This window comes from Streptomyces sp. NPDC054842, assembly GCF_053611025.1.
This window is the reverse complement of the sequence record NZ_JBSGZN010000010.1, coordinates 51336-75001: the sequence shown is the minus strand read 5'-3', so window position 1 is coordinate 75001 and position 23666 is coordinate 51336. Positions and strand designations below refer to the sequence as shown.

Annotated in this window: 19 protein-coding genes and 2 pseudogenes; 8 read left to right on the top strand and 13 right to left on the bottom strand. The window is 74.4% G+C overall.

Annotated features, from left to right (window positions below; all coding sequences use genetic code 11):
- Positions 1–54: 54 nt before the first annotated feature.
- The 3 genes and pseudogenes from ACWGIS_RS10415 to ACWGIS_RS10405 all read right to left on the bottom strand — a co-directional run.
- Positions 55–1071, bottom strand: coding sequence for an aminoglycoside phosphotransferase family protein (locus tag ACWGIS_RS10415; RefSeq protein ID WP_453361973.1), 1017 nt, complete (start codon positions 1069–1071; stop codon positions 55–57).
- A 55-nt stretch (positions 1072–1126) separates the two neighbouring features.
- Positions 1127–2248 (bottom strand): aminopeptidase P family protein, encoded by a 1122-nt coding sequence (locus ACWGIS_RS10410; RefSeq protein ID WP_453361972.1) that lies wholly within the window; start codon positions 2246–2248, stop codon positions 1127–1129.
- A gap of 210 nt (positions 2249–2458) precedes the next feature.
- Positions 2459–2635, bottom strand: a pseudogene (locus ACWGIS_RS10405) (IS5/IS1182 family transposase); the annotation flags it as partial.
- A gap of 116 nt (positions 2636–2751) precedes the next feature.
- Between ACWGIS_RS10405 and ACWGIS_RS10400 the strand changes: the two are divergent.
- Positions 2752–3276, top strand: coding sequence for a hypothetical protein (locus ACWGIS_RS10400; protein WP_453361971.1), 525 nt, complete (start codon positions 2752–2754; stop codon positions 3274–3276).
- Between the two features lie 177 nt (positions 3277–3453).
- Here the strand turns inward: ACWGIS_RS10400 and ACWGIS_RS10395 are convergent, their stop codons facing one another.
- Entirely contained in the window at positions 3454–4146 is a 693-nt protein-coding gene (locus ACWGIS_RS10395; RefSeq protein ID WP_453361970.1) for a PDZ domain-containing protein, read from the bottom strand.
- Positions 4147–4353: 207 nt separating this feature from the next.
- Between ACWGIS_RS10395 and ACWGIS_RS10390 the strand changes: the two are divergent.
- Positions 4354–4771: pseudogene (locus tag ACWGIS_RS10390) on the top strand (hypothetical protein); the annotation flags it as partial.
- A 108-nt stretch (positions 4772–4879) separates the two neighbouring features.
- Here the strand turns inward: ACWGIS_RS10390 and cyc2 are convergent.
- On the bottom strand, positions 4880–7060 hold the full coding sequence (gene cyc2 / locus ACWGIS_RS10385; protein WP_453361969.1) for a germacradienol/geosmin synthase Cyc2: 2181 nt from the start codon (positions 7058–7060) through the stop codon (positions 4880–4882).
- Between the two features lie 254 nt (positions 7061–7314).
- On the opposite strand from cyc2, the gene ACWGIS_RS10380 reads away from it, so the two are divergent.
- Both ACWGIS_RS10380 and ACWGIS_RS10375 read left to right on the top strand, forming a co-directional pair.
- The gene (locus tag ACWGIS_RS10380; protein WP_453361968.1) at positions 7315–8223 is read left to right on the top strand and encodes an alpha/beta fold hydrolase; all 909 of its coding nucleotides are present in this window, start codon (positions 7315–7317) and stop codon (positions 8221–8223) included.
- Complete coding sequence (locus ACWGIS_RS10375; protein WP_453361967.1) at positions 8220–9482, top strand: cytochrome P450; 1263 nt, start codon at positions 8220–8222, stop codon at positions 9480–9482. The genes ACWGIS_RS10380 and ACWGIS_RS10375 overlap by 4 nt, the downstream gene beginning before the upstream one ends.
- Positions 9483–9649: 167 nt before the next feature.
- On the opposite strand, the gene ACWGIS_RS10370 is transcribed toward ACWGIS_RS10375, so the two are convergent.
- Positions 9650–10804: a damage-control phosphatase ARMT1 family protein gene (locus ACWGIS_RS10370; RefSeq protein WP_453361966.1), complete on the bottom strand. Its 1155-nt coding sequence runs from the start codon at positions 10802–10804 to the stop codon at positions 9650–9652.
- Positions 10805–11086: 282 nt separating this feature from the next.
- Entirely contained in the window at positions 11087–12886 is a 1800-nt protein-coding gene (locus ACWGIS_RS10365; RefSeq protein WP_453361965.1) for a S8 family peptidase, read from the bottom strand.
- A 423-nt stretch (positions 12887–13309) separates the two neighbouring features.
- Between ACWGIS_RS10365 and ACWGIS_RS10360 the strand changes: the two genes are divergently transcribed.
- Positions 13310–14260 (top strand): lytic polysaccharide monooxygenase, encoded by a 951-nt coding sequence (locus ACWGIS_RS10360; RefSeq protein WP_453361964.1) that lies wholly within the window; start codon positions 13310–13312, stop codon positions 14258–14260.
- Here ACWGIS_RS10360 and ACWGIS_RS10355 read toward each other — a convergent pair.
- Complete coding sequence (locus ACWGIS_RS10355) at positions 14253–14918, bottom strand: Tat pathway signal sequence domain protein (protein WP_453361963.1); 666 nt, start codon at positions 14916–14918, stop codon at positions 14253–14255. The two genes, ACWGIS_RS10360 and ACWGIS_RS10355, sit on opposite strands and share 8 nt — an antisense overlap.
- A gap of 866 nt (positions 14919–15784) precedes the next feature.
- Between ACWGIS_RS10355 and ACWGIS_RS10350 the strand changes: the two genes are divergently transcribed.
- From ACWGIS_RS10350 to ACWGIS_RS10340, 3 genes are all read left to right on the top strand, one after another.
- Complete coding sequence (locus ACWGIS_RS10350) at positions 15785–16456, top strand: DUF6230 family protein (protein WP_453361962.1); 672 nt, start codon at positions 15785–15787, stop codon at positions 16454–16456.
- Entirely contained in the window at positions 16456–16905 is a 450-nt protein-coding gene (locus ACWGIS_RS10345) for a DUF6114 domain-containing protein (protein ID WP_453361961.1), read from the top strand. The genes ACWGIS_RS10350 and ACWGIS_RS10345 overlap by 1 nt, the downstream gene beginning before the upstream one ends.
- A 124-nt stretch (positions 16906–17029) precedes the next feature.
- Positions 17030–18292 carry a cytochrome P450 family protein gene (locus tag ACWGIS_RS10340; RefSeq protein ID WP_453361960.1) on the top strand — a complete coding sequence of 421 codons (1263 nt, stop codon included), beginning with the start codon at positions 17030–17032 and terminating at the stop codon, positions 18290–18292.
- Positions 18293–18317: 25 nt separating this feature from the next.
- On the opposite strand, the gene ACWGIS_RS10335 is transcribed toward ACWGIS_RS10340, so the two are convergent.
- From ACWGIS_RS10335 to murC, 5 genes are all read right to left on the bottom strand, one after another.
- Positions 18318–18677, bottom strand: coding sequence for a DUF742 domain-containing protein (locus ACWGIS_RS10335; protein WP_453361959.1), 360 nt, complete (start codon positions 18675–18677; stop codon positions 18318–18320).
- Positions 18674–20674: an ATP-binding protein gene (locus tag ACWGIS_RS10330; RefSeq protein ID WP_453361958.1), complete on the bottom strand. Its 2001-nt coding sequence runs from the start codon at positions 20672–20674 to the stop codon at positions 18674–18676. The genes ACWGIS_RS10335 and ACWGIS_RS10330 overlap by 4 nt, the downstream gene beginning before the upstream one ends.
- 104 nt (positions 20675–20778) lie before the next feature.
- Entirely contained in the window at positions 20779–21579 is an 801-nt protein-coding gene (locus ACWGIS_RS10325; RefSeq protein ID WP_453361957.1) for a VOC family protein, read from the bottom strand.
- A gap of 243 nt (positions 21580–21822) precedes the next feature.
- Positions 21823–22230 carry a peptide-methionine (R)-S-oxide reductase MsrB gene (gene msrB, locus ACWGIS_RS10320; protein ID WP_453361956.1) on the bottom strand — a complete coding sequence of 136 codons (408 nt, stop codon included), beginning with the start codon at positions 22228–22230 and terminating at the stop codon, positions 21823–21825.
- A 28-nt stretch (positions 22231–22258) separates the two neighbouring features.
- Positions 22259–23650 (bottom strand): UDP-N-acetylmuramate--L-alanine ligase, encoded by a 1392-nt coding sequence (gene murC, locus ACWGIS_RS10315; protein ID WP_453361955.1) that lies wholly within the window; start codon positions 23648–23650, stop codon positions 22259–22261.
- Between the last annotated feature and the right edge of the window lie 16 nt (positions 23651–23666).

The window sequence follows — 23666 nt, the reverse complement described above, 5'->3', positions numbered from 1 at the left end:
CCTGGTGAGGCTGGTGGGGGCCGGTGCCCCCCCCGCCCGCCCGGCTCACGCCGCCTACTCCGCGCCCTCCCCCAGGTCCGTGACCCGCTCCAGCAGGATCGGCTCCCACGCCCGGTGCAGCCGGGTACGCAGCAGTGAGGGCGACGCGCCGGAGGCCGTGCTCGCCGTCTCGTCGCGGAGCCGGGCGGCGAGGCGGATCACGGCGTCGCAGCGGGCCAGCCAGAGACCGCGCAGGCAGGGGCGCGCCCCGTATCCGGCGAGCGTCGCGGCACGTACGGCGGCCGGGGCGCCGACGGCGACGGCGAGTCCGGCGATGTCCTCGGCGGGGTCGCCGACCACGGCGCCGCTCCAGTCCAGGACGCCGCGCACGCGCCCGTCGGCGCTGACCACCAGGTGCTCGCCGCTGAGCGCGTGGTGGACGAGGACCCCGGCGCCCGGCTGAGCGGCGAGTTGGACCGCGGCGGACTCGGTGAGCCGGCCGAGCCGGGCGGGGTCGAACTCGTCGGCCGCCGCGAGCTGCCCGGCGGCCTCCTCGGCGGCGGTGCGCAGCGCGTCGAGTGCGCGCGGCGCCTCCCTGGGGACGCCGAGCGTCTCGGCCTGCCGCACCGGTACGTCGCGCAGTCCGGTGAGCAGTCCCGCGAGGTCCGTCTCGCCGACCGCCGAGACGGTGTGGTCCTCGGCGCTCCCGCCGGGCAGCCTGGCGTCGAGCGTGCAGGCCAGGCCGGCTGCCCACTCCCCCTGGGCGACGCTCACCGGAACCGGAACGGGAAGGTGCGGCCGTACGAGGTCGCGCAGACGCAGTTCGCGGCGCTGCCCCGTGGACGCGGCACGGTCGGGGGCGAGCCGCAGTACGTGCCGGGTGCCGACCCACCAGGTGTGCCGTTCGCCGCCCTCGGCGACGGGCCGGACGTCCGGTACGGCTCCGGCCGGCCCTCCGCGCGGGGCTCCGCCCCTCACCGCGTCGCCGCGCGCCGCTCCACCGCCCGCCGTTCCCGCCGCTTCCCCGCCGGTGAGCAGGGAGCGGACCACGGTGCGGACGGTGTCCTCGGTCGGTGTCGATGCCTGGATCATGGACGCGCCATTGCCGTTCGGGACGTGGACGGGGTGGGGGCCTTCCGGTGCCCGGTCAGCCGACGATCATCAGTTCGCGGCCGGTGGTGTTGAGGCGGCGTCCGCCGTCCTCGGTCACCGTCACGATGTCTTCGATGCGTACCCCGAACCGGCCCGGCAGATAGACGCCGGGTTCCACGGAGAAGCACATCCCGGGGACGAGCGGCTGTTCCTCGCCCTCGATCATGTAGGGCGGTTCGTGGGTGGTGACGCCGATGCCGTGGCCGGTGCGGTGGATGAAGCGGTCGCCGTATCCGGCGTCGGCGATGACCGCGCGGGCGGCCCGGTCGACGTCCTGGCAGGCGGCACCCGGGCGGACCGCGCGCACGCCCTCCTCCTGGGCGGCGCGCACGAGGTCGTGCACCGTGCGCTCCTCGTCGCCGGGCTCGCCGACGTGCACGGTGCGGGAGGTGTCCGAGCCGTAGCCGTGCTTGAGGCCGCCGAAGTCGAGGACGACCATGTCGCCGTGCTCGATGACGCGCTCGCCGGCCTCGTGGTGCGGGTTGGCGCCGTTCGGGCCCGAGCCGACGACGGTGAAGTCGACCTGGGAGTGCCCGTGCTGCCGGAGCAGGTCGGCGAGATCGGCGGCGACCTCCGTCTCCCTGCGCCCGGCGAAGGGCACCTTGAGGATCTCCTCGTACGTGGCGTCCGCGGCGGCACCGGCGGCGGCCAGCCGTTCGATCTCCGCGGCGTCCTTGACGGCGCGCAGCATCGGCAGGGCCTGGGTGAGGGAGGTGTAGCGGGTGTCCGGCAGGCGCTGCTGGAGGCCGAGCAGGTGCATGGCCCAGGCGTTGTCGCTGACGCCGAAGCGGCCGGTGCGGCCGAGGAGGGCGGAGGCGACCTCGTACGGGTCGGTGCCGTCGGTCCAGTCGCGGAGTGTCAGCGCGGAGGCCCCCACCGCGGCCGCCGCGTCCGGGGCCTCCAGGGTGGGCACGACCAGGACGGGGTCCTCTCCCGGCCTCAGGACGAGCAGGGTGAGCCGTTCGGTCTCGACGGGCCGGTATCCGGTGAGCCAGACCAGGTCGGGTCCGGGTGCGACCAGTACGCCGTCGAGTCCGGCGTCCGCGGCGGTGCGCGCCGCCCTGCGCATCCTCGCCGCGTAGTCGTCCGCGGTGAAGGGCGCGGGTGTGCCGGTCATCCGTGTCTCCGTTCGTCCGGAGTTCCCCCAGGGGCCTACGGGCAGCATCCTGCCCCTCCACCGCGGCGGACGCGAGCCGGTTGGACACGCGGCATCGGTGTCCGCGGTACGACGACCCCCAGGTGACGACACCCCACGTCTCCGTGCCTCCCCCCGCCTCTCCCACGCCGGCGCCCCCTCACAGCACGCCCCTGGGTTCTGTCTCTCTGGTCAGGGGCGGGTCCGGATGAGGATGCCGGCGAGGTGGAGTGCGGCCGGACAGGCGATGGCGAGCTTGTCGGTTCGTGGGGCCGGGCCGCGCCACTGCTTGAGGCGGTTGATGCGCCGTTCGACGGTGTTCCTCTGTTTGCAGGCCTCACGGTCGAAGCCGGGCGGGCGGCCGCCGTGGCCGAGCGAGCGGGAACCACGCCTTGCAGACGGACTAAGCACCAGAACTTGCGATCAACTACTGGTGCAGGACGCCAGTTCGGCGGGATCATGCCGGAAGTGAGGTGGGGGTTACCGTGACCGGCAACAACAGAAGGGCCTGCACACTGTTCCGTGGCGGTGTGGCCACGGCCCTCGTGCTGCTCGCGGTCGGTTGCAGTCCGGCAGAGCGACCGTTGGTCGCCATCGGCAAGGGTGCGGACGGAGACGTACGAGCTCTGCTGCGGCCCTGCGCGGACGGCGACTCCATCCGGGAGGTCTTGTTCCTGGGGAGGGATGAGAAGAGCGACAAGGCGCACCGTGCGTCCCAGGAAGGCTGGTCGATCCACCCGATCGATCCGGTCACCGGTGAGCAGGAGTTCAGCCTCTTCAGCCTCCCGACGGGCTGGCAGGGCGAGGCGGGTTCCGTCACGAAGCTGGCAGCGGAGGGGGACTACTCGGTGAGTTTCACCGTCGGGGCGAACGAGACTGTGCGCTACAAGGGCGTCACCAGTTTCACCCAGGCAGACATCGAGAGCCTGGCCCTTGGACAGTGGTGGTCCGACGGAAAGGCCATGAGCCGCGCGGAGTTCTTGGCGCAGGCGGACGATGCCTGCTCCTGAGGTGTTGTCCTCTGCGGTGAGCCGGACGTACCGCAGGTGGCTTCCGCGAGTCTGAGAAGTGCCGAGTAGGCGTCGCCGTACGCCCCCGCCGCACACACGCGCCGCACGGTCACGGTGACGGCGGCCCCCGGCACGCGCGCACTCGCCACCGCCCCAGGCCTCCCACACCGCTCCCCCTCACGTCACGACCCCCGGCGTCGCCGTCAGTCGTTGCCGGCCGCCGTCCGCGCGCCGGACGGTCAGGGTGGTGGCGGAGCCGGGGCGGGCGTCGGCCACCGCTCGCGCGAGGGCGTCGGCCGAGGTGACCCGGGTCGCCCCGAACGCCGTGAGCACGTCGCCGCGCACGAGGCCCGCGGAGTATCCGGGGCCGGGCACGTGGACGCCGACGACGAGCGCGCCCGCGCCGCCGGGCGCGTCGACGGCCTCGACCCCGAGAGTGGCCCGGGCGGGCTTGCCCGCGGGAGCCGAACCCCCCTGACCCGTTGCCGACTTGGACCCCACGGACGGGTCCCGCCCGGTGGACCTGCCCGGCCCCTCCGGGCGTTCACCCGGGGGTGACGGACCCACCGACGGTCCGGCCGCTCCGGGTGCCCCGGGACCGCCACCGGCACCGGCCTGCTTCTGCAGGGCGGCCAGTTTGCTCATGCCGATCACCGTGGCGCCCACGGTGCCGAGGCCCACGCCCGACAGCACCAGGGCCGTCCCCACGAACAGGCCGAAGAGCAGGGTCATGAGCCGCCTGCCGCGGCGCCGGGCGGCGTGCGGGCGGCGGGGCGCTCGGCCGCACGGCTTGCGGTCGCCCTCCGGCGGGGGATCTTCACCCGGCTCCCGGCCGGGCATCGGCTTGGGACGCAACGCAGTCTGTTCCATGGCTCGACCTCCGGCCCAAGCTCTACCCAACGCCTCGGCGCGCGACGATCCACCAACGAGTGAGACTTTCAGGAGCGTTCGAGAAGTCTGTCCACCATCGCCGCCGCGGCTCCGCGCAGTGACGCCCGTGCACGAGTTCCGTGCGGTGCACGACGCGCGGGGCCAGCAGCCCAGCGCACGCAGGGTCACGCCCGCCGGGGGCAGCGCCGCGACGTCTGCGGCCTCACCAAGTCGCCCACGCCGAGTACGACCCTGGTGCCGACGACTTCCTCACCGAGCGGCCGGCCTGCTCGCTGGTGGGCCACGAGGCGGCCGTCACCGTCGAGCCGGGGTCACTGGCGCACGCGCTGATCGGCTCAGGGAGGACGGTGGAGCGGTACTTCTGCGCGTACGGCCCGTCCCGCCACCTCGACACCTGCGCGCGCACGGCCTGCGCTTCAGTGGGCACGACGAGGACGGGCACGTACGGATGGCGGAGCTTCCCGGCCATCCGTTCCTCCTGGCCACCCTCTTCCAGCCGGAACTCGCCGGCGCAGGCTCGCACCCGCACGCGATCGTCCGGGCACTGGCGCGAGCCGCCGTGACACACGCGGCAACCGTCACCCGGGCCGGTCGGTCCGTGTGACCGGCCGGGGACGCCGTGCCCCGGCGCTCCCCGCGGACCCGCCCGAGCCGCCCCGGACGGCGAAGTCGGCGGGGGCGGCCGAGGCGCACCGGGACGGCCGGGCGCAGGTCACACGGAGGCCGGCACCGCGGGCGCCTGCCAGGTGAACGGCAGGGCGGGCACCTGGTCCGGGACGAAGCCGTGGGCGCGGCGCGCCAGGTCCGCGGCGCCGTAGCGGCGGCAGTCCTGGTGCCATTTCAGGATGCCGGCCATCCAGTTCTGGAGGTCCTCCACGTAGCCGCGCATGATGCCGCGGGCCTCCTCCGACAGCTTGAAGTCGTCGTACAGGATCGGCAGTTCGTGGGCGGCGACGTGCTGGAACTGCTCCATGCGCTGGGTCATCAGGTCGTGGACGACGCGGAGTGCGGTCGGGTAGTCGCAGCCGAAGAAGTTCTGCACGACGAGGATGCCGTTGTGCACCTCGCCCTCGTACTCGATCTCCTTCTGGTACGAGAAGACGTCGTTGAGGAGCATCGCGTAGTCCATCGCCGCGTTCTCCAGGGAACGGACCGGGCCGCTGCGGTAGACCTCCGGGGGGACCTGCGGGCCGTGGCCGAGCCGGCACAGGCTCATGGTCAGTTCGGAGCCGAAGGTGGCGCGGCGCATCTCCAGGTAGTCGACCGGGTCCGGGATGCGGTTCTGGATCTGGTTGGCCAGCTCCCACAGCCAGCTCTCCGTCATCACGTCGACGGCGGCCTTCATGGTGCGCCGCGCCTCGGGCGTCATACCGGCCGTCGTCCGCGTCCACAGGTCGACGAGCCCGCGCTCCATGCCGTTGGTGGGGACGAGGGGCGCCTCGCCGTCCAGGGGCATGCAGGCGGAGAGGCGCGCGGTGCACACCCTGGCCGTGGCGAGGTCGCGGCGGTGGCCGAAGACGAGCGGGTAGTAGTCGTCGCCGTAGGTGCCCCAGGCGAGCCACTGGGAGGCCAGGTCGAGGCCCTCCTCGGTGGCCTCCGGATGGATGCCGGCCGCGCACAACGGCAGGTCGTACGCGGCGAGTTTGTCCTCGTCCCAGACGCCCTCGCGCAGGATGCCCATGGCGTGCGCCCAGCCGGTGATGCGGTGCCGCGCGCCGTCCAGGTGAGGGCTGAGCGTCAAGGGGAACGGCATCTTGAAGTCGGGCAGCAGCGACGGGCCGACCTTCTGGAAGGGGACGTGGGTGAAGGAGCGCAGCCGCTCCGCCCCGGCCCCGGACAGCAGGGCGCCGACGTCGGCGGCGGAGGTGCCGAGCCCGGAGGCCCCGTAGGGCTCCGCGGCGAGGGCGCCCTCGTTCATGTAGCGGCTGGAGCGCAGGTGCCATTCGTGGCCGCCCGACTGCCAGTCCTGGAGTCCGCGCGCGTACGCGGCGACGGCCGCGACCTCGTCCGGGGCGAGCCCCTGCTCCAGGGCGACCGCGGGCACCTCGGTGAACGCCGTGTGCTCGAACTGGTGCAGCCGCGAGGTCAGCACGTCGTTGACGATCTCGGCGGCCTCCTGCGTCGTGCAGCCGAAGAAGGTCTCCAGGACGAGGACGCCGTTGCTGAGCTCGCCCTCGTCCTCGACCTCCCGCTGGTAGGAGAAGAGGTCGTTGCGCAGGTGCACACCGTCGGAGAAGGTCTCCATGAGGACCCGCAGCGGCCGTGATCCGGCGACCCGGGCGGGCACTTCGGCGGTCGCGTACTCGACGAGCCCCGCCGACCAGGGGGCGCCGCCCACCTTGCGGCGCATCTCGATGTACTCGACGGGGTTGGCGACGCGGCCCTCGTTGATGTTCGACAGTTCCCAGAGGGACTCGTTCAGCAGGTGCTCGGTGGAGACGGCGAACCGCCTGCGCCAGTCCAGGGACATCGAGGGCACCGTGCGCGCCCACAGGTCCGCGAGGCCCGCCTCCACCGGGTTCTCCGGCTCCGGTACGGGGGTGGCGATGTCGAGGGGCATGAACAGCGGCAGCCGGTCCAGGTACGCCTTGCCGCCCTCGCGGTCCTGACTGCGTTTGAAGGTCTCCAGGAAGTGGTCGTCGAAGAAGAAGACCCACACGTACCAGTCGGTGATGAGCGAGAGCGCGGGCCCGTCGCAGTCGGGGTGGGTGTAGGCGCACAACAGCCCGTAGTCGTGCGCGTCCAGGTCGGACTGCTCCCAGATGCCGGAGCCCTCCAGCATGCCCATGCCGCGCGCCCACTCGGTCGTGTGGGCGCGGGCCTCGTCGAGGTGCGGATTGAGCCGCGCGGCGTACGGCATGTAGAAGTGCGGGAGTTCGAACGGCTGCGTCATGGCCGGGCCCTACCCAGGCCCTCGCGCGGGCATCCGCGGGCCCGGACATGATCACACCATCGCGTGAATCGGGGTCGAACCGGCCCGCGCCGGGAACTCCGGACGCTCACCGCCCGCCACCTGCGCCGCCGGGTCCCTGCGTGCCGAAGCGCTCGGCGTACGGCCGGACTCCGGGTCGGGGCACGCGCCGCGGGTCCGCGTGCGCTCGCGTGCGCGCCCTTGTCCGGCGGCGGCGCGCGGGCCACCGTAGGGCCATGACCTCCTTCGTGCTGCCCCATGAACTGCACGGCGACGGCGCCCACAAGGTGTTCGCGGTGCACGGCTGGTTCGCCGACCGGAGCGCGTACGCGCCGGTGCTCGCCGACCTCGACCGCACGGCGTTCCAGTACGCGCTGGTGGACCTGCGCGGCTACGGCGAGGCCCGGGACGCGGCGGGCGCGTACACGACCGCCGAGGCCGCCGCGGACCTGGTGGACCTCGCGGACCGGCTCGGCTGGGAGCGGTTCTCCGTCGTCGGGCACTCGATGGGCGGCGCTGTCGCGCAACGGCTGCTGGCCCTGGCCCCGTGGCGGCTGCGCCGGATCGTCGGGGTCTCGCCGGTGCCCGCTTCGGGCCTGCCGCTGCCCGGGGAGCAGTGGGACCTGTTCGCGGACGCGGCGCACAGCGCGGACAACCGGCGCGCCATCATCGACTTCACGACCGGGAGCCGGCGCCCCGCGGCCTGGCTCGACCGGATGGTGGCGCGTTCCTTCGCGGTCAGCGACGCGAAGGCGTTCCGCGCCTGGCTGGACTCGTGGGCCGGTGAGGACTTCCACACCGAGGTGCAGGGGGCGACGGTGCCGGCGCTGGCCGTCACGGGCGCGCTGGACCCCGCCCTGTCGGCGGCGCTGATGGCGCAGACCTGGATGGGCTGGTATCCGCACGGCCTGCACCACGAACTGGTCTCGGCCGGGCACTACGCGATGGACGAGTCGCCGCTCGACCTGGTCGCCGTGGTCGAGGCGTTCCTGCGCGAGGACGGCGCGGGCACGGGCGGCGGCGCCGGTACGGCACGGGTGGAGGGCAGCGGGCCGGGTGTCGCGTCCGGGCCCGCGGGAGGGGGCGTGCCCCGCCCCGCCGGAGAGGGCGGGCAGCGCCTCCCGGCGGAGGGCGGGTCCGTGTGAGCGTGCGCGAGGCGCCGCCCGTCCCCGACGTCTTCGATCCGCGGCGGTACGGCGACGGGGTGCCGCACGCCGCCTACCGCGTCCTGCGCGATCACCACCCGGTCGCGCGCCAGGACGAGCCCGAGGTGCTGGGCTGGCCCGCCGGGCCGGGATTCTGGGCGGTGACCCGGCACGCGGACGTCGTCCGGGTGCTCAAGGACGCGGCGGTGTTCTCCTCGTGTCTGGGCGCGACCCAGATCCGCGACCCGGACCCGGCCGACCTGCCGTTCATCCGCCGCATGATGCTGAACCAGGACCCGCCGGACCACGGCAGGCTGCGGCGGCTGGTCAGCCGCGCGTTCACGCCGCGCCGCACCGACCGCTTCGAGGCGTCGGCACGCGAGCGGGCCCGCACGCTCCTCGCGGGCGCGCTCGCGGCGGCCCGTGCGGGCGACGGCACCTGTGACGTCGTCGCCGCGGTCACCGACGAGTACGCCCTGCTGAACCTCGCGGACCTGCTCGGCGTACCGGCGGGCGACCGGGGGCTGTTGCTGCACTGGACGCGGCGGGTCATCGGCTACCAGGACCCGGAGGAGGCGGGCGAACCGCTGCTCGACGCCCGGGGCAGACCGGTGAACCCGCGTTCCCCCGGCGCGCTGCGGGACATGTTCGCGTACGCCCGGGACCTGGCCGCCCACAAGCGCCGCCGTCCCGCCGACGACGTCATGTCCACCCTCGCCGCCGACCCCGAACTCACCGTCCCCGAGCTGGAGATGTTCTTCTTCCTGCTCACCGTCGCGGGCAACGACACCGTGCGCAGCGCCGCCCCCGGGGGCCTCGGGGCGCTCGCGGAGCACCCCGGGGTGTACGAGGGCCTGCGCTCCGGGCGGCACGAACTCGCCTCAGTCATGGAGGAGTTGCTGCGCCTGCATCCTCCGGTCCTCAGTTTCCGGCGCACCGCGGTCATCGACGTGACGCTCGCCGGGCAACGCGTCCGCGCGGGCGACAAGGTCGTGGTGTTCCACGCCTCCGCCAACCACGACGAACGGGTCTTCACCGAACCGCACCGCCTGGACCCGGACCGGAGCCCCAACCCGCACGTCTCGTTCGGGGACGGCCCCCACGTCTGTCTCGGCGCCCACTTCGCACGGCTGCAACTGCGCGTGCTGTACGAGGAGACCCTGCGGGCGGTGCCCGAGCTGCGGGCCGCCGGGCCGCCCGTCCGGCTCGTGTCCAACTTCATCAACGGCATCAAGTCCCTGCCGCTGCGGCTGATGTGAGCATCCCTCGCCGGCCGCGGAAAGCCCGAGACGGGCCGATTGCGCGGACCGGTTGCGGAATGCGCGACGTGGGCCGGCCGCGACAGGTGCGAGGCGGATCGGCCGCGTAGGGGTACGCCGGTCGGCGGGGTGCGCCGGTACGGCCCGACCGCCGTGAAGGCGACTCGTCAGGGCCTGGCCTGGATGAGGGCGTGCGTGCCGCTCGTCCGCCAGCGCTGTCCCTCGGCGGCGACGAGCGCGGACTCGGCCCGCGTGGTGAGGCCGACGACGACGTCGGACTTCAGGGTGCGCAGCGCGGCGACCGGGCCGGGGAAGTACGCCGTGGCGGCGGCGAAGGAGGTGGTGGGCGGCCACAGCCGGTCACCCACCAGGCGGCGGTAGTTGAGGTCGCCCTTCAGGATGGTCAGGTCGGCCCGCGCGAACTCGTCCGCGAGGTCGTCGGGCATGTCGGCGTAGGGCAGCGGGGCGCAGGAGAAGGGGTGGACGCGGACCGTCAGACGCCCGTCGGCCAGTGCGGACCACAGGCGCCGCCCCGACTCGGCGGCGGCCCCGCGTGCCCCGGTCAGCCGGCGCAGGGCGTCGAGCAGGTCGGCGGTCGTGGCGTCGGAGACGTAGTACGGGTACGGCTTCAGGTGCAGGACGGCCCGGTCCGCGTGGCCGTGGCGCAGCAGGTGGTCGACGAGGAGCAGGTCCGGGATCAGCTCCCGGCCCGCGTTGTCCGCGACCACGCACACGGTGCCGCCGGCCGGCAGCGACCAGAGCAAGGCGCTGTCGTCGGCGACGAGTTGGCCGGCGCCGGACGAGTCACCGGCGTCGGAGAGCCGGAAGCCCAGGTCGGCGCGGTTGCCCCAGAGCGAGCCGTGCAGGAGGGGCTGCCTCCGGTCCTCGGCCGGCCGGGAGGACAGCTCGTCGAGCGCGGCCAGTTCCGCCTCGGCCTCGGGGGTGTCGAGTTCGGCGAGCTTGAAGGGGCGGAAGGGGTCGACGCCCTGCCACGCTCCCGGTCCGAAGTAGCCGACGGCGTCCAGGAGCCGCCGGTAGAAGTAGCTCTCCGCCCACAGGAAGGGGACGTCGAACCAGGACTGGCCGACGTGGGCCCGCAAGCCCCAGTCGTCCCACTGCGCCCGGTCCGCAGCGTCGGGCGCGAGCGGTTCGACGACGCCCTCGGTGGCGCTGTCGAGCAGCGCGTCGAGTGCCCGCCGCTCCTCCGGTCCGTAGGGGAAGGCGTCCCGCACCTTCCGGATGAGCGCGGGGTGCCGCTCGGCCAGCACGCTGTGCGGGAAGGAGCGCGGGTCACTGCTGACGATCACGGGGGCGTCGGGCATGGTGGTGCGTTCCTCCGGGCGTCGGGCGGGGCTCGGGAAGGACACTAGCGTCCCGGTCCGGCCACCCCGCGGCACCGGGCCCGCACCCGGAACAGGGGTTCCGGGTGCGGGCCCGGTGCCGGGGCTCGGCGCTTCGGGGACGGCCGCCCGGCGCCCGTTCGCGCCGGCCGGCCGGCCAGCCCGTCCGTGAGGGCAGCCGTCCCGTCCGTGAGGGCAGCCGTCCCGTCCGTGAGGCAGCCGTCCCGTGCGTGAGGGCAGCCGCCCGGCCCGTGAGGGCAGCCGTCAGAAGGTCAGCTTCCAGCTGTTGAGCGTGCCGGTGTCCTGCGCGGCGACATCCTGCACGCGCAGCTTCCAGGTGCCGTTGGCGCTCTCGCTCGACGCGTCGACGGTGTACGTGGTGTTCACGTTGTCGGCGGAGTCCGAGCCGCTGGAGGACTTCAGGCGGTACGCCGAGCCGTCCGGGGCGATGAGGTCGATCACGAGGTCACCGCGGTAGGTGTGGGTGATGTCGACCCCGGCCTTGAGGGTGGCCGGCGCGTTGCCGCTGCGGCCGCTGACGGTGATCGGCGACTCGACGGCGGAGCCCGCGTCCGGGACGGCGAGGGCCGAGGTGCTGGTGAAGGTGGTGCCGGTCGAACCGCCGGTGCCGCTCACCGCCTGCACGGTCCTGGCCGCGTCGGCGAGACCGGCGCCGCAGCCGCCGGAGCAGGTGCCGGGCAGGGCACGGGCGTTGGCCTTGAGCGCGGACTCGATCTGGGCGGGGGTGAGCGCGGGGTTCGCCGACTTCATGAGCGCGACCAGGCCCGCGATGTGGGGCGTGGCCATGCTGGTGCCCTGGTAGTAGGCGTACGACTCGGTGGCGGGCGTCTTCGTGCCGGAGTTCAGCGTGGACAGGATGCCGTTGGCGGTGCCGGTGCTGGTCTGGCCGCCGGGCGCCGAGATGTCCACAAGCGTGCCGTAGTTGGAGTACGAGGCACGGGAGCCGGTGCGGTTGGTCGCGGCGACGTTGACGACGTTGTTGCAGCTCGACGGGGAGAAGCCGGAGGTGTTGGAGTTCTCGTTGCCGGCGGCCACGACGACGGTCGTCCCGCGGTTCACGGCGGCGGTGATGGCGCTCTGGGTGGCCGCCGTGCAGGCGCCGGCGCCGCCGAGGCTCATGTTGACGACCTTGGCGACGTTGGCGTTGGCGGGGACTCCGGAGACGGTGCCGCCGGACGCCCAGGTGATGGCGTCGATGATGTCGGAGTCGTAGCCGCCGCACTTGCCGAGGACCCGCAGCGGCGAGATCTTCGCCCCGTACGCGATGCCGGCCACGCCCTTGCCGTTGTTCGTGACCGCGGCGATGGTGCCGGCCACGTGCGTGCCGTGCCAGGAGGAGTTGCTCGAACCGGTGCCCGCTCCGCACGCGTCGGTGGCGTACCAGTCGCCCGGGTCCGCGGGGTTGGCGTCGCGTCCGTCGCCGTCGACCGAGACCGCGGGGTCGGAGATGAAGTCGTACCCGGCGACGATGTTGGCGGCGAGGTCGGAGTGCGTGACGTAGCCGGTGTCGATGACGGCGACGGTCACTCCGCTGCCGGTGGAGGTGGACCAGGCGCCGGGGACGTTCATGCCCGCGGTGGCTTCGAAGAGGTCCCACTGCTTGGTGTACTCGGTGTCGTTCGGGCCGGCCTGCGGGGTGTTGAGCCGGTCCGGGACGACGTAGGCGACCTGCGGGTCGGCGCGGTATTCGGCCATGACGTCGGCGACGTCGGCCTTCTCGAGCCGGTCGCCGAGGTCGACGAGGGCGGCGCCGGTGCCGAGGCGGCGCCGGAAGCCGAGGTCCTCGCCGGCCTCCTTGCCCTTCGCCTCGGCGTCGGCGGAGGCGGCCTCGTCGGATCTCGCCTCGGCGGCGGTGGACCTGTAGCCGACGATCAGGCGCTCGGCGGGAGTGGCCGGGGCGGCCCCGGCGGGAGCGGCGGTCTCCGCCCGGGCGGCGGGGGTCTGGGCGTCGACCGAGGTGGCGGTCGCGGCCAGCAGGGCGGCGGACACCGCGGCGACGGATATCAGCTTCCGTCCGGCGGTACGGGAGGGGGACGTACGCAAGGGCTTGCCTTTCGTGGCCGGCTCCGGGCAGCGCGGAGCAGCGGTCGATTCGCTTCGTCCTCGAAGCGGCGGGGGGTGAATCGAGACGTGCGCGGCGGCCGGCCGTACGCGAGCGGACCCGTGTGGGGGTTACCTGTGGGTCGGCTGTGCCCGAACGATAGGGAGGCGGCTGGTGAGGCGGATACAGGGGAAACCCTCGATCTGGCCGGAAAACACCCTCGCGGGCCGGCCGTTTCGACCGCGATCAGCGGAAGGGGCCCGCTTTGCCCCGGCGCTCCCGTCCGGCCGTCAACCCCGTTGGCCGGAACCCCACTTGGCGTCCGCCGGGGCGCGTCCGCGCGCCGCGCGCTGAACACGGGGCGCGGATCGCGCGTACTGCACGGGGAACGGCCCCCTTCGCGACAGCCCGAGGAGCCTCACCGGATGACCGCACATCGCCCCGCCGCCGCGGCTGCCGTCGCCGTGGCGCTCCCCTTGCTGCTGACGCCCCTCGCCGCGGGACCGGCGCAGGCCCACGGCGCGCCGACCGACCCGGTCAGCCGGGTCGTGGCGTGCTCGCCCGAGGGCGGGAGCCGGACCGGGTCCGCGGCCTGCCGGGCGGCGATCGCGGCGAACGGCGCCCCGTTCACCGCCTGGGACAACCTGCGGGTGGCCGGCGTCGACGGCAGGGACCGCCAGGTGATCCCCGACGGGCGGCTGTGCAGCGGTGGTCTGGCCGCCTACCGGGGGCTCGACCTCGCGCGCGCCGACTGGCCCGCCACCCGCCTCGCCCCCGGCGCCCCGCTGACCCTCGCCTACAGCTCGACAATTCCGCACACGGGCACGTTCCGGCTGTACCTGACGAAGCCGGGGTACGACCCGGCGAAGCCCCTGACCTGGTCCGACCTGCCCACGCGGCCGTTCGCGACGGCGACCGACCCGTCCCTGGTCAAGGGTGCCTACCGCATCGGTGCGAAGCTCCCCGCCGACCGGTCGGGGCGCCATGTGCTGTTCACGGTCTGGCAGAACTCCAGCACCGCGGACACGTACTACTCGTGCTCGGACGTGGTGTTCCCGCGGGCGGGGAACGGCGCCGCGAAGGACACGGGGGCGGCCGGCGCGGGCGCCCCGGCGAAGCCGACGAAGGCCGCGAAGCCCGCTCCCGCGACGACGCCCGAACCCTCGAAGGCCCCGCCCACGACCGGGGCGGCCCCGGCACCGGCCGAGGCCGCGACACCCGCCGCGGACGCCGCGGCCGGCCGGTCCGAGCCCGTCGCGGACAGCACCGCCGGGGGTCCGGGAGCTCTGCCACTGGTCGCCGGCGGCGCCGGGGTGCTCCTGCTCACCGCGGGTGTCGCGCTGAGCAGGCGGCGCCGCCGGGGCCGGGTCAGTTGACGAACACCACCGGGCTGCCTGCCTGGCTGGTGTCCCTGACGGGGGCGTAGCGGGCGGTGAAGAAGCCGTTGGCGAAGCACAGGGACGAGCCGGAGTACTTCGTGAACTGCTGGCCGGTGAAGGTGATGCTGTTGTCCGCGTTGCTCGCCGTGCCGCTCAGGGAGGGCGCCCGGTAGACGCAGTTGACGCTGCCCAGGAGGGTGCGCAGGACGACGGTGGTCTGCACGGTCGAGCCGCTGGGCGGTGTCACGGTCACGGTGCCGTCGGAGGAGACGGTCGTGCTGTACGGCAGGTTGTTGACGGTGATGCCGGTGACGCCCAGGACGCCGGGGACGTTGCTCGTGCAGCTGCTGCTCGTGAACGCGTGGCCGGTGAGCGACTCGGTCGCCGTGCCGGGCGCGGCCGGGTTGTCGGCGGCGGTGGCGGTGAAGGTCGACGCGGAACACGAGACGCCGCTGGTCCCGGTGGCGCTGGAGTAGAACGTGGCGGTGGTGCCGGCGGCCAGCGACGCCGACAGCACGTCGCCCGCGGCGACCGGGGTGCCGCCGGCAGTGCCGGTGGTGAGCACCGGGACGTCGGCGGCGGAGGCGGGGGCGGCCGCCGACACCGCGAGGGCGGCGGTGACACCGACGAGGGCGAGGAAGGACCGAGTACGCATGGGGATGCCTCTTCTCCGAAGTGGGGGGAGGTGCGGGTGGGTACGGAGTTCGTGGTGCGGTCGGTACGGGACCCTGCGGCGCGGGCGGGTACGGAACGCGCCGGCGCCGGGGGCGCGAGGGACCGCGCGGACGTACCGGACGTGCGTGCGGCGGGCGCCGGGGAGCCGGGGAGCCGGTGGCACCCGGAGCACGCGAGGGTACGGACGCGGCCCGGACGTGCGGGGAAGGGCGCGGCGGGCACGGCGTCCGGCGCCGTCCCGTGACGCCTTCTCCTGCGTGACGGACCGGCGGCGGCAGCCGTACGACCGGTCGCGGTCCGCGAGGGGAAGCGACCGCGCCGGTGCCCGGGGCGGTACTGAGCGGAGGTGCGCGCACCGCGAACCTGACACGTCGCCCGCGCCCCACGACGACGGCGGGGACCGGGAGGGCGACCTGCGCGGCGCTGCGGACCCGGCGCCACGGATCCGCTGAAACAGAGGAAGTTGTAGACCCGTCCCGGCCCCAACGTCAAGCGCCTGAACGGAAGTTGAGGAACCGCGAGCACACCCTCACGCACCCGTCGCACCCGGCCCCGGGCACGGGCGCCGTCCGCCGCGCCGGTTCCGGCGCGGGCCGCTCGGGGCGGGAAACGCGAGGTGGCCGGGCCGCCGCGCACACAGGCGCGGCACAACCGACACCGTTTTCCCACACGTGTCTTGACCCTTGGTGTAACCCCCGGTAACTTCCTGGTCGGCCACTGCGGCACGACGAGAAAGCCCTTGCTCCCACCGGGAGTTGCGAGGAGGCGTCCGCCGCAGCCGCTGTCCGCGCCAGGACAACACGCCACTGAACCCCTACCCGCATTCACTGTGACCAGGGAGCAGACATGGCCTCGTCCTCGGACGTCACGGCGTCCACCGGTCCCACCCCCGAGAAGCCGGAAAGCGGTTCCGCCGGCGGCACCGCAAGACGCGGGCGGGTCCGCCTGCGCCGCGCCGCCGTGATGGCGGTCCCCGCCACCGCGATCGCCGCCGGACTGATGATCCTCACCGCCCAGGGCGCGCTCGGCGTCCAGTTCGCCATCTCCGGCATGCCGTTCACCGTCACCGCGACGGAGCTGAACGGCACGGGCTTCGAGCAGTTCGGCGGCCTCGACAACATGGCGGAGGACAGCCCGAACGCCGGGGACACCGGCGGCCAGGTGCTCGTCGTCACGTCCGCCATCAAGAACGCCACCCTCACCAAGCTGTGCCAGAGCGTCGACCTCGGCGGCACCAACCTGGTCATCACCGCGGGCAGCGGCTCCGAGAAGGTGCAGGCGAGCCACCTCACCACGGACTCGACCGAGCTGTCCGGTGACGCGGCCTTCGGCAACATCGAGATCGGCAACGACGCGAGCACCCTCGACAAGGCGGGCGTCCAGGGCCCGAAGGGCGTCTTCAGCCAGCAGGCCGACACGGTCCGCATCGCCGACCTCCGGCAGACCAACTACGCGACCACGGCGGCGGTGTTCAAACTCCCGGGCCTCAAGCTGCGCTTCAGCGACAAGGCCTGCTGATGTCCGCCGAACTGGAGTCGGCGCCGGCCCCCGCGGCGACCGGCAGCCCGGAACCGCCCCGCGCCGGGCCCCGGGCGGCCTTCCGCGGCTGGCGGGCCCGGCGCCCGTTCTGGGGCGGGCTGCTGCTCGCCCTGGGCGGGGCGGAGATCCTGCTGACGGAGAAGGCCTCGCTGAAGGTCGTCATGCACATCGGCATGCAGGGCGTGGCCGGCTACCTGCTGCCCGCGGTGATGCTGCTGTGCGGCCTGCTGATCCTCTTCAACCCGGCGCAGCGGCTGTTCTACTCCCTCCTCGGCATCCTCCTGTCCCTGGGCACCTGGCTCACCTCCAACCTCGGCGGGTTCCTCGTCGGCCTGCTCCTCGGAGCCGTCGGAAGCTGTCTGTCCTTCGGCTGGCTGCCCGACCAGGAACCGCGCCGGCCCCTGTTGCGCCGACGCCGGCCGGGCTGACGTCCAAGCCCCGCGGGGCACTCCGCGTCGGCATTCGGCCAGGGCCCGCGAAGCGCCGGTGGAGCCGGGGCACCGCCGCGTACCGTGCCCAGGCGTAACGGCGTTCGAGTGCCTGGAGGCCCCGATGGGACAACCGCTCCCCTTACCGATCGACGCGACCGGCCGTGACATCCACGGCGAGGCGGCACGGATCCTGGCAAGAGGCGCGGCGGCCCGCGTCGAGCTGCCCGGCGGCGTGCCGGCCTGGGCCGTCGGCAGCCCCCGGCTGCTGCGACGGCTGCTGACCGACCCGCGGGTCTCCAAGGACCCGCGACAGCACTGGCCGCTGTGGATCGACGGCGTGATCTCCCCGGAGTGGCCGCTGTTCACCTGGGTCGCGGTGCGGAACATGTTCACCGCGTACGGCAGCGACCACCGACGGCTGCGGCTCCTCGTGTCCAAGGCGTTCACCGCCCGTCGTACGGCGGCACTGCGGCCACGGATCGAGCAGCTCACCGGCGGCCTCCTCGACCGGCTCGACGCGGCCGGGCGCGGGGGCGAACCGGTCGATCTGCGGGAGGAGTTCTGCTACCCGCTGCCCATCCAGGTGATCAGCGAACTGTTCGGGCTCCCGGAGGAGCGGAGCGCGGATCTGCGGGAACTGGTCGACAGCATCTTCCACACCTCGGCGGAACCGGCGGAGGTCACCGGCAACTACGCCCGGCTGTACGCCGTCATGGCCGAACTCGTCGCCGACAAGCGGAAGTTCCCGGGTGACGACCTCACCTCCGGTCTCATCGCGGCGCGCGACGACGAGGACGGCGGCAGGCTCAGCGAGCAGGAACTGCTCGACACCCTGGTGCTGATGATCAGCGCCGGGCACGAGACCACGGTCAACCTCATCGACAACGCCGTCCACGCCCTGCTGACGCATCCCGATCAGCTCGCGCACGTCCGCGCCGGCCGCGCCTCCTGGGACGACGTCGTCGAGGAGACCCTGCGGGTGGAGGCACCGGTCGCCAACCTGCCCCTGCGGTACGCGGTGGAGGACCTCGACCTAGGTGAACTCGGGGGCCCGCCGGGCACGTCGATCGCCAAGGGCGAGGCCATCCTCGCCGCCTACGCCGCCGCCGGACGCGACCCCGAGCAGTACGGTCCCGACGCCGGCCGCTTCGACGTCACCCGCCTCGACAAGGAGCACCTCGCCTTCGGGCACGGCGTGCACCACTGCCTGGGTGCTCCGCTGGGGCGCCTGGAGGCCCGGATCGCGCTCCCGGCCCTCTTCGAGCGCTTCCCCGGCCTCGAACTCGCCGTCCCCTCGGACGAGTTGCTCCCGGTGGACTCCTTCATCTCCCACGGCCACCGCTCCCTTCCCGTACGACTGTCCGGGCGGCCCAGGCAGGGGTAGGCGGGGATGCCGCGTCCGCCCGTAGTCACCGTCGGCTACGGAGCGCGTCGAGCACCTCCCGGAGCACCTGGGGGTCGGGCGGCCGGGCGGCGGGGACGGGCGCCCGGGTGACGAGGTGCCCGCTGTCCACGAGGTCGGCGACCAGCACCTTGGTGACGCTGACGGGCAGCTCCAGCTCCCCGGCCGCCTCCGCGACCGACAGCGGCCCCGCCCGGAGCAGCTCGGCGAGCGCGCGCTCCTCCGGGCCCGCCGGAACCCCCGGGGCGTCGTCGACGCCGACCAGCAGCGTGTCCGGGTCGAGGGTGTTGCGGGTGGGACGGGACCGCCCCCCGGTGACGACGTACACCCGCACCAGCGGGTCCACGGCAGGCCGCCGCCCCGTCACGCCGCACCACCGGAACCCGGCACCGAGCCGGGCGGAGCCCCGGCCGTCCCCCCGCCCCCGCCCTCGGCCGCCGACTCCGTCGCCCGGTGCGGGGTGCCGGGTACGGGGGTGCCGGGTGCGGCGGCCCCGGACGCGGCGGCGTCGGGTGCGGGGGTGCCGGGTGCGGCGGACCCGGACGCGGCGGACCCGGGCGCGGGGGCGTCGGGTGCGGCGGACCCGGGCGCGGCGGACCCTGGCGCGGGGGCGTCGGGTGCGGCGGACCCAGGTGCGGCAGTGCCGACCGCAGAGGTGCCGGGCCCAGAGGTGCCGGGCGTGGCGGGCCCGGATGCGGCGGACCCGGGCGCGGAGGTGCCGGGCGCGGAGGACCGGGACGCGGAGGCGGCGGGCGCGGCGGACCCTGGCGGTGGGGCGGCTCCTGGCCCGGTGACCGCCTCCGCCCGGCCTCGGCGGAGCCCGCCCGCGAGCGCGTTCATCCGCCGGGCGTTCCGCTCGGCGGCGCGGACGGCGTCGGCATCGGCCCCGACCTCGGCGCCGACGTCGCCGTCGGCCTCGCCGCCGGCCTCGCCGTCACCCCCGGCGCTCTCGCCCCGCGCCCCGACCGTCGCCGCGCTCCCGTGAACCGACACGTCTCCGACCCTCACCTCTCTCTCGGCCCCCGCCCTGTCCCCGACCCTCACCGCGCGCCCGGATTCCTCCCCGGCCCCCACCGCGCCCCCGGGGTCCGGCACCGGCACGGCGTCGCCCCCGGAGTCCCGCACCGGCGCGGTGTCCGCGGCCGCCTCGCCCGGTCCGCTCCCCTCGCCTCCCGCAGCCCTCCCGCTCGTCTCGTCCCGCTCCGCCCGCCGCGTACGTCGCCGTCGTCTCGGCAGGCCCCCCGGCGCGTCCTCCTCCGTCCCCGCCGCACCGGCGTCGCCCCGACCGGTCGCCGGGGGCGCGAGGAGCGGCGTCGGCACGAGGACGACGGCGCGCAGGCCGCCGTGAGGGGAGTTGTTGTCCACGGTGACGGCGAGGCCGTGCCGGGCGGCGAGCGCGGCGACGACGGCGAAGCCGAAGCGGGGCGGCTCGCCGAGGCCGGTGAGGTCGGCCGGCTGGAACCCTGCGAGCAGTTCGGCGGCGTGGCCGGCCGCCTCGGCGTCCAGGCCGGCCCCCGCGTCGTCGACGGTCACGCGGGCTCCGCCGGGGACGGCCCGGACGCCGACGTCGACCGTCGTGCCGGGCGGCGAGTGGAGCGTGGCGTTGTCCAGCAGTTCGGCGACGGCGAGGACCAGCGGGTCCACCGCCGGTCCGGTCACGGTCACGTCCGGGTCCCCGCCGACCCGGATCCGCCGGTAGTCGCGGATGCGGGACGCCGCGCCGCGTACGACGTCGGTGAGGACGGCGCGGTCCCGGGGCCGCTCGGGCGCGGCCCCGCCGAGGACGGCCAGGGCACCGGCGCGGCGGGCGATGCGGGCGTTGGCGTGGTCGATGGCGAGGAGGTCGCCGAGGACGTCCGGGTCGTCGTGCCGGTGCTGCGCCGCGGCGATGGCGGCCTGTTGCTCGTCGGCGAGGTCGAGGAGCGCGCGCGTCGCCTCCGCGAGGACGGCACGCGCGGCCCGGTCGGCGCGGGTCTCGGCCTGCCCGAGCGCGGCGGTGAAGCGTTCCAGCACGCTGTCGAGGCAGGCCGCGAGGCCGGTGCCGGCGAGGCGCGCGTCGAGGGGCCCGGTGTCCACGAAGGGGCGGGGCGGGCCGGGCGGCGGGGTCCGGACGGAGGGGGTGGTCCCGGCGGCCGGGGCGGACTCCGGGCGTTCCCGGGCCGCCGTCGGGGCTTCCGGGCCGGGCAGGCGCACGGCGACCAGGTGCCGTACCTCCTCCTCCCAGTCCCGCAGGCGGCGGGCGAGCCGGGTGGCGCGGTCGCGGTGGTGGGCGGCGGCCCGCCGCAGGCGTACGAGGAGGACGGTCAGGGTGAGGAGCCCGGCGGCCAGGAGCCCGCACGCCGCGTCGGGTGTCCAAGCGGGCATGGGTCCCCCTCCGCGCCGCCGCGAGGTGCCGTGACCGTGTTCGGTGCGGCACCCTCACCTACGTAAGGGAGCGACGGGCTGCTCACCGCGGGGTGGGGCGGGTGTCAGCGGGCCGTGCGCGAGGTCACCGTGAAGCGCGCCCCGTCGGGGTCGCTGAGGAGGGCCTCGTCGACGTCCTGTCCGCGGGTGAGGACGCTGCCCCCGTGGGCGAGGGCGGCCTCGGCACACGCATCGACGTCGGTGACGGCGAAGTGGATCTGCCAGTGGGGCCTGAGGGCGGGGTCGGGGGCGGCGCCGAGCGCTCCGGAGTAGATGCGGGCCACGACCAGTTCCCCGCTGGTCAGGACGACCTCGTCCCCGTCGTAGTGGACCTCGCAGCCGCCGGGGCCGGCGGACGCCCACCGCAGGACCTCGCCGTAGAACATCGCGGCGTCGAAGGCGTCGCGGGTGTGCAGCCGTACGAAGGCGGGGGCGGCCTGGCGCCAGCGCTCCCAGCCCGCGACCAGCGCGCCCTCCCAGACGCCGAAGACGGCGCCGTCTCGGTCGGCGAGGAGGGCGGCCCGGCCGGGCGGGAAGGCGATGGGGCCCACGGCGGTCGTCCCGCCGCGTTCCTGGCTGCGGGACACGGCGGCGTCCGCGTCGGTCACCGCGAAGTAGGGCGTCCAGGAGACCGCCATCTGCCAGGCGGTGGCCACCTCGGCGGCGCCGGCGACCGGTACTCCGGCCGCCCGCGCGATCCGGAACTGGTCGCCGAGCCCGCCCCTGCTCCACTCCCAGCCGAGCACGGCGCTGTAGAAGGCCTCGGCGGCCGGGAGGTCACGTGCGCTCAGGCTGACCCAGCACGGCGCGCCGAACACCGAGTGACTGGAGAGCACCTCGCCGTGCAGAGTTCTGTCGCTGTTCATCCCCGTACCGTCCCGGTCGCGCCGTCCGCCATGTGCGGGCCGGGCCCGGATCCGCTCCGGACCCGGTCCCCGCCCGGCGGCCGGACGGCCTCTGCCGCTCGTGCTCCGCGCTGGTCGGGATCCAGCATCTCCCGGCGCGGCGCCGGACGCACCGTAGGTCACCCAGGCGGGTCCCCGGTGCTCGGCGTCACGGCGCTGACCTGGTGTTCTTCCGGCCGTGACGCCGTGTGGGCACTGCCCCGGTCACGCCTCGCCGGGGGTCAGCCGCAGCGAGATCGAGTTGATGCAGTAGCGCTGGTCGGTGGGCGTGGGGTAACCCTCGCCCTCGAAGACGTGCCCGAGGTGTGATCCGCACCGGGCGCACCTGACCTCCGTGCGGAGCATGCCGTGCGAGCGGTCGTCGATCAGTTCGACCGCGTCGGTGTCCTTCGGGTCGAAGAAGCTGGGCCAGCCGCAGTGCGACTCGAACTTCTCACCGGAGGTGAAGAGTTCGGCGCCGCAGGCGCGACAGGAGTAGACGCCCTTGGTCTTGGTGTCGGTGTACTCCCCGGTGAAGGCGGGCTCGGTGCCCGCCTTGCGCAGGACGGTGTACTCGGCAGGAGTCAGCTCCGCGCGCCACTGCTCGTCCGGCTTTTCGATGTCGTAGGACATGAAGCTCAACCCCTCGAAAACGCTGTGCCTACCTGGACAGGCGCGCCAGGATCTCGGGACCGAGGTCCGTGACGTCCCCCGCGCCCATGGTGAGAACGAGATCACCGGGCTTCGCCATTCCCGCGACCACGGAGGGCACCTCCGCCTTGTCGTGGACCGGTGTCACGTCGGCGCCGGCGGCGCGGGCCGCCTCGATGATCAGCGTGCTGGTGACGCCCGGGATCGGGTCCTCGCGGGCCGGGTAGATGTCGAGGACCACGGAGGCGTCCGCCAGGGCCAGCGCGTCGCCCATCTCCTTGCCGAGTTCCTGGGTGCGGGAGAAGAGGTGCGGCTGGAAGACGACCAGGATGCGGGAGTCGCCGGCCGCCGAGCGCATGGCCTCCAGGTCCGCCGTCATCTCGGTGGGGTGGTGCGCGTAGGAGTCGACGACCTGGACGCCGCCCTCCTCGCCCTTGAGCTGGAGGCGGCGCTTGACGCCGGTGTAGGAGGCGAGGGCCGGGGCGAGTTCCGCGGCCGGGATGCCGAGGGCCACGCCCGCCGCGAGCGCCGCGACCGCGTTGTGCGCGTAGTGGCGGCCGGGGACGGAGACGGCGAAGGTCAGCGTCGCGCCGTCCAGCTCGACGGTGACCTCGCTCTTCAGCCCCTGGGCGACGACGGAGAGGACCCGCACGTCCGCGTCGGGGGCCTCGCCGTAGGTGACCACGCGCACGTCACGGGTCCGGACGCGGCGGGTCAGCTCGCGGGCGCCCTCGTGGTCCGAGGAGATCACCAGGGTGCCGCCCTCCGTGACGCGCTCCACGAAGGTCTCGAAGGACGCGTAGATCTCGTCCATGGAGGCGTAGTTGGCGTGGTGGTCGAGTTCCACGTTGAGGACGATCGCGACTTCGGGGGCGTACTTGTGGAAGCTGCGGTCGGATTCGTCGGCCTCGGCGACGAAGATGTCGCCCTCGCCGTGCAGGGCGTTCGAGCCGGGGGCGTCCAGGTCGCCGCCGATGGCGTAGGAGGGGGCCAGCCCGAGCGAGGACAGCGACACCGCCAGCATGGAGGTCGTCGTCGTCTTGCCGTGGGTGCCCGCCACCGCGATCGGGCGCAGGCCGTCCATCAGCCGGGCCAGGGCGTCCGAGCGGTGGACCACCGGGATGCCCAGCTCCGCCGCGCGGGCCAGCTCCGGGTTGTCCGCGCGGATCGCCGAGGAGACGACGACGCAGGTGGCGTCGGGGGCCAGATGGCCGGCCGCGTGCCCGATGTGCACCGTGGCGCCCAGGGCGCGCAGGGCCTCGGCGGTCGCGGAGTCCTTGGCGTCGCTGCCGGCCACCCGGGCACCGCGCTGGGCGAGGATCTTCGCGATGCCCGACATCCCGGCTCCGCCGATTCCGATGAAGTGCGGTCGGTCCATGGCGGTAGGAAGGCCGGGTGCCATGCGTGTTCTCCCCAAG

What these genes read in the sequence shown, in the direction of transcription:
- ACWGIS_RS10415 (WP_453361973.1), bottom strand. Translation starts at nt 1,071, where the DNA reads ATGATCCAGGCATCGACACCGACCGAGGACACCGTCCGCACCGTGGTC.
- ACWGIS_RS10410 (WP_453361972.1), bottom strand. Translation starts at nt 2,248, where the DNA reads ATGACCGGCACACCCGCGCCCTTCACCGCGGACGACTACGCGGCGAGG.
- ACWGIS_RS10395 (WP_453361970.1), bottom strand. Translation starts at nt 4,146, where the DNA reads ATGGAACAGACTGCGTTGCGTCCCAAGCCGATGCCCGGCCGGGAGCCG.
- cyc2 (WP_453361969.1), bottom strand. Translation starts at nt 7,060, where the DNA reads ATGACGCAGCCGTTCGAACTCCCGCACTTCTACATGCCGTACGCCGCG.
- ACWGIS_RS10380 (WP_453361968.1), top strand. Translation starts at nt 7,315, where the DNA reads ATGACCTCCTTCGTGCTGCCCCATGAACTGCACGGCGACGGCGCCCAC.
- ACWGIS_RS10370 (WP_453361966.1), bottom strand. Translation starts at nt 10,804, where the DNA reads ATGCCCGACGCCCCCGTGATCGTCAGCAGTGACCCGCGCTCCTTCCCG.
- ACWGIS_RS10360 (WP_453361964.1), top strand. Translation starts at nt 13,310, where the DNA reads ATGACCGCACATCGCCCCGCCGCCGCGGCTGCCGTCGCCGTGGCGCTC.
- ACWGIS_RS10355 (WP_453361963.1), bottom strand. Translation starts at nt 14,918, where the DNA reads ATGCGTACTCGGTCCTTCCTCGCCCTCGTCGGTGTCACCGCCGCCCTC.
- ACWGIS_RS10350 (WP_453361962.1), top strand. Translation starts at nt 15,785, where the DNA reads ATGGCCTCGTCCTCGGACGTCACGGCGTCCACCGGTCCCACCCCCGAG.
- ACWGIS_RS10345 (WP_453361961.1), top strand. Translation starts at nt 16,456, where the DNA reads ATGTCCGCCGAACTGGAGTCGGCGCCGGCCCCCGCGGCGACCGGCAGC.
- ACWGIS_RS10340 (WP_453361960.1), top strand. Translation starts at nt 17,030, where the DNA reads ATGGGACAACCGCTCCCCTTACCGATCGACGCGACCGGCCGTGACATC.
- ACWGIS_RS10330 (WP_453361958.1), bottom strand. Translation starts at nt 20,674, where the DNA reads ATGCCCGCTTGGACACCCGACGCGGCGTGCGGGCTCCTGGCCGCCGGG.
- ACWGIS_RS10325 (WP_453361957.1), bottom strand. Translation starts at nt 21,579, where the DNA reads ATGAACAGCGACAGAACTCTGCACGGCGAGGTGCTCTCCAGTCACTCG.
- msrB (WP_453361956.1), bottom strand. Translation starts at nt 22,230, where the DNA reads ATGTCCTACGACATCGAAAAGCCGGACGAGCAGTGGCGCGCGGAGCTG.
- murC (WP_453361955.1), bottom strand. Translation starts at nt 23,650, where the DNA reads ATGGCACCCGGCCTTCCTACCGCCATGGACCGACCGCACTTCATCGGA.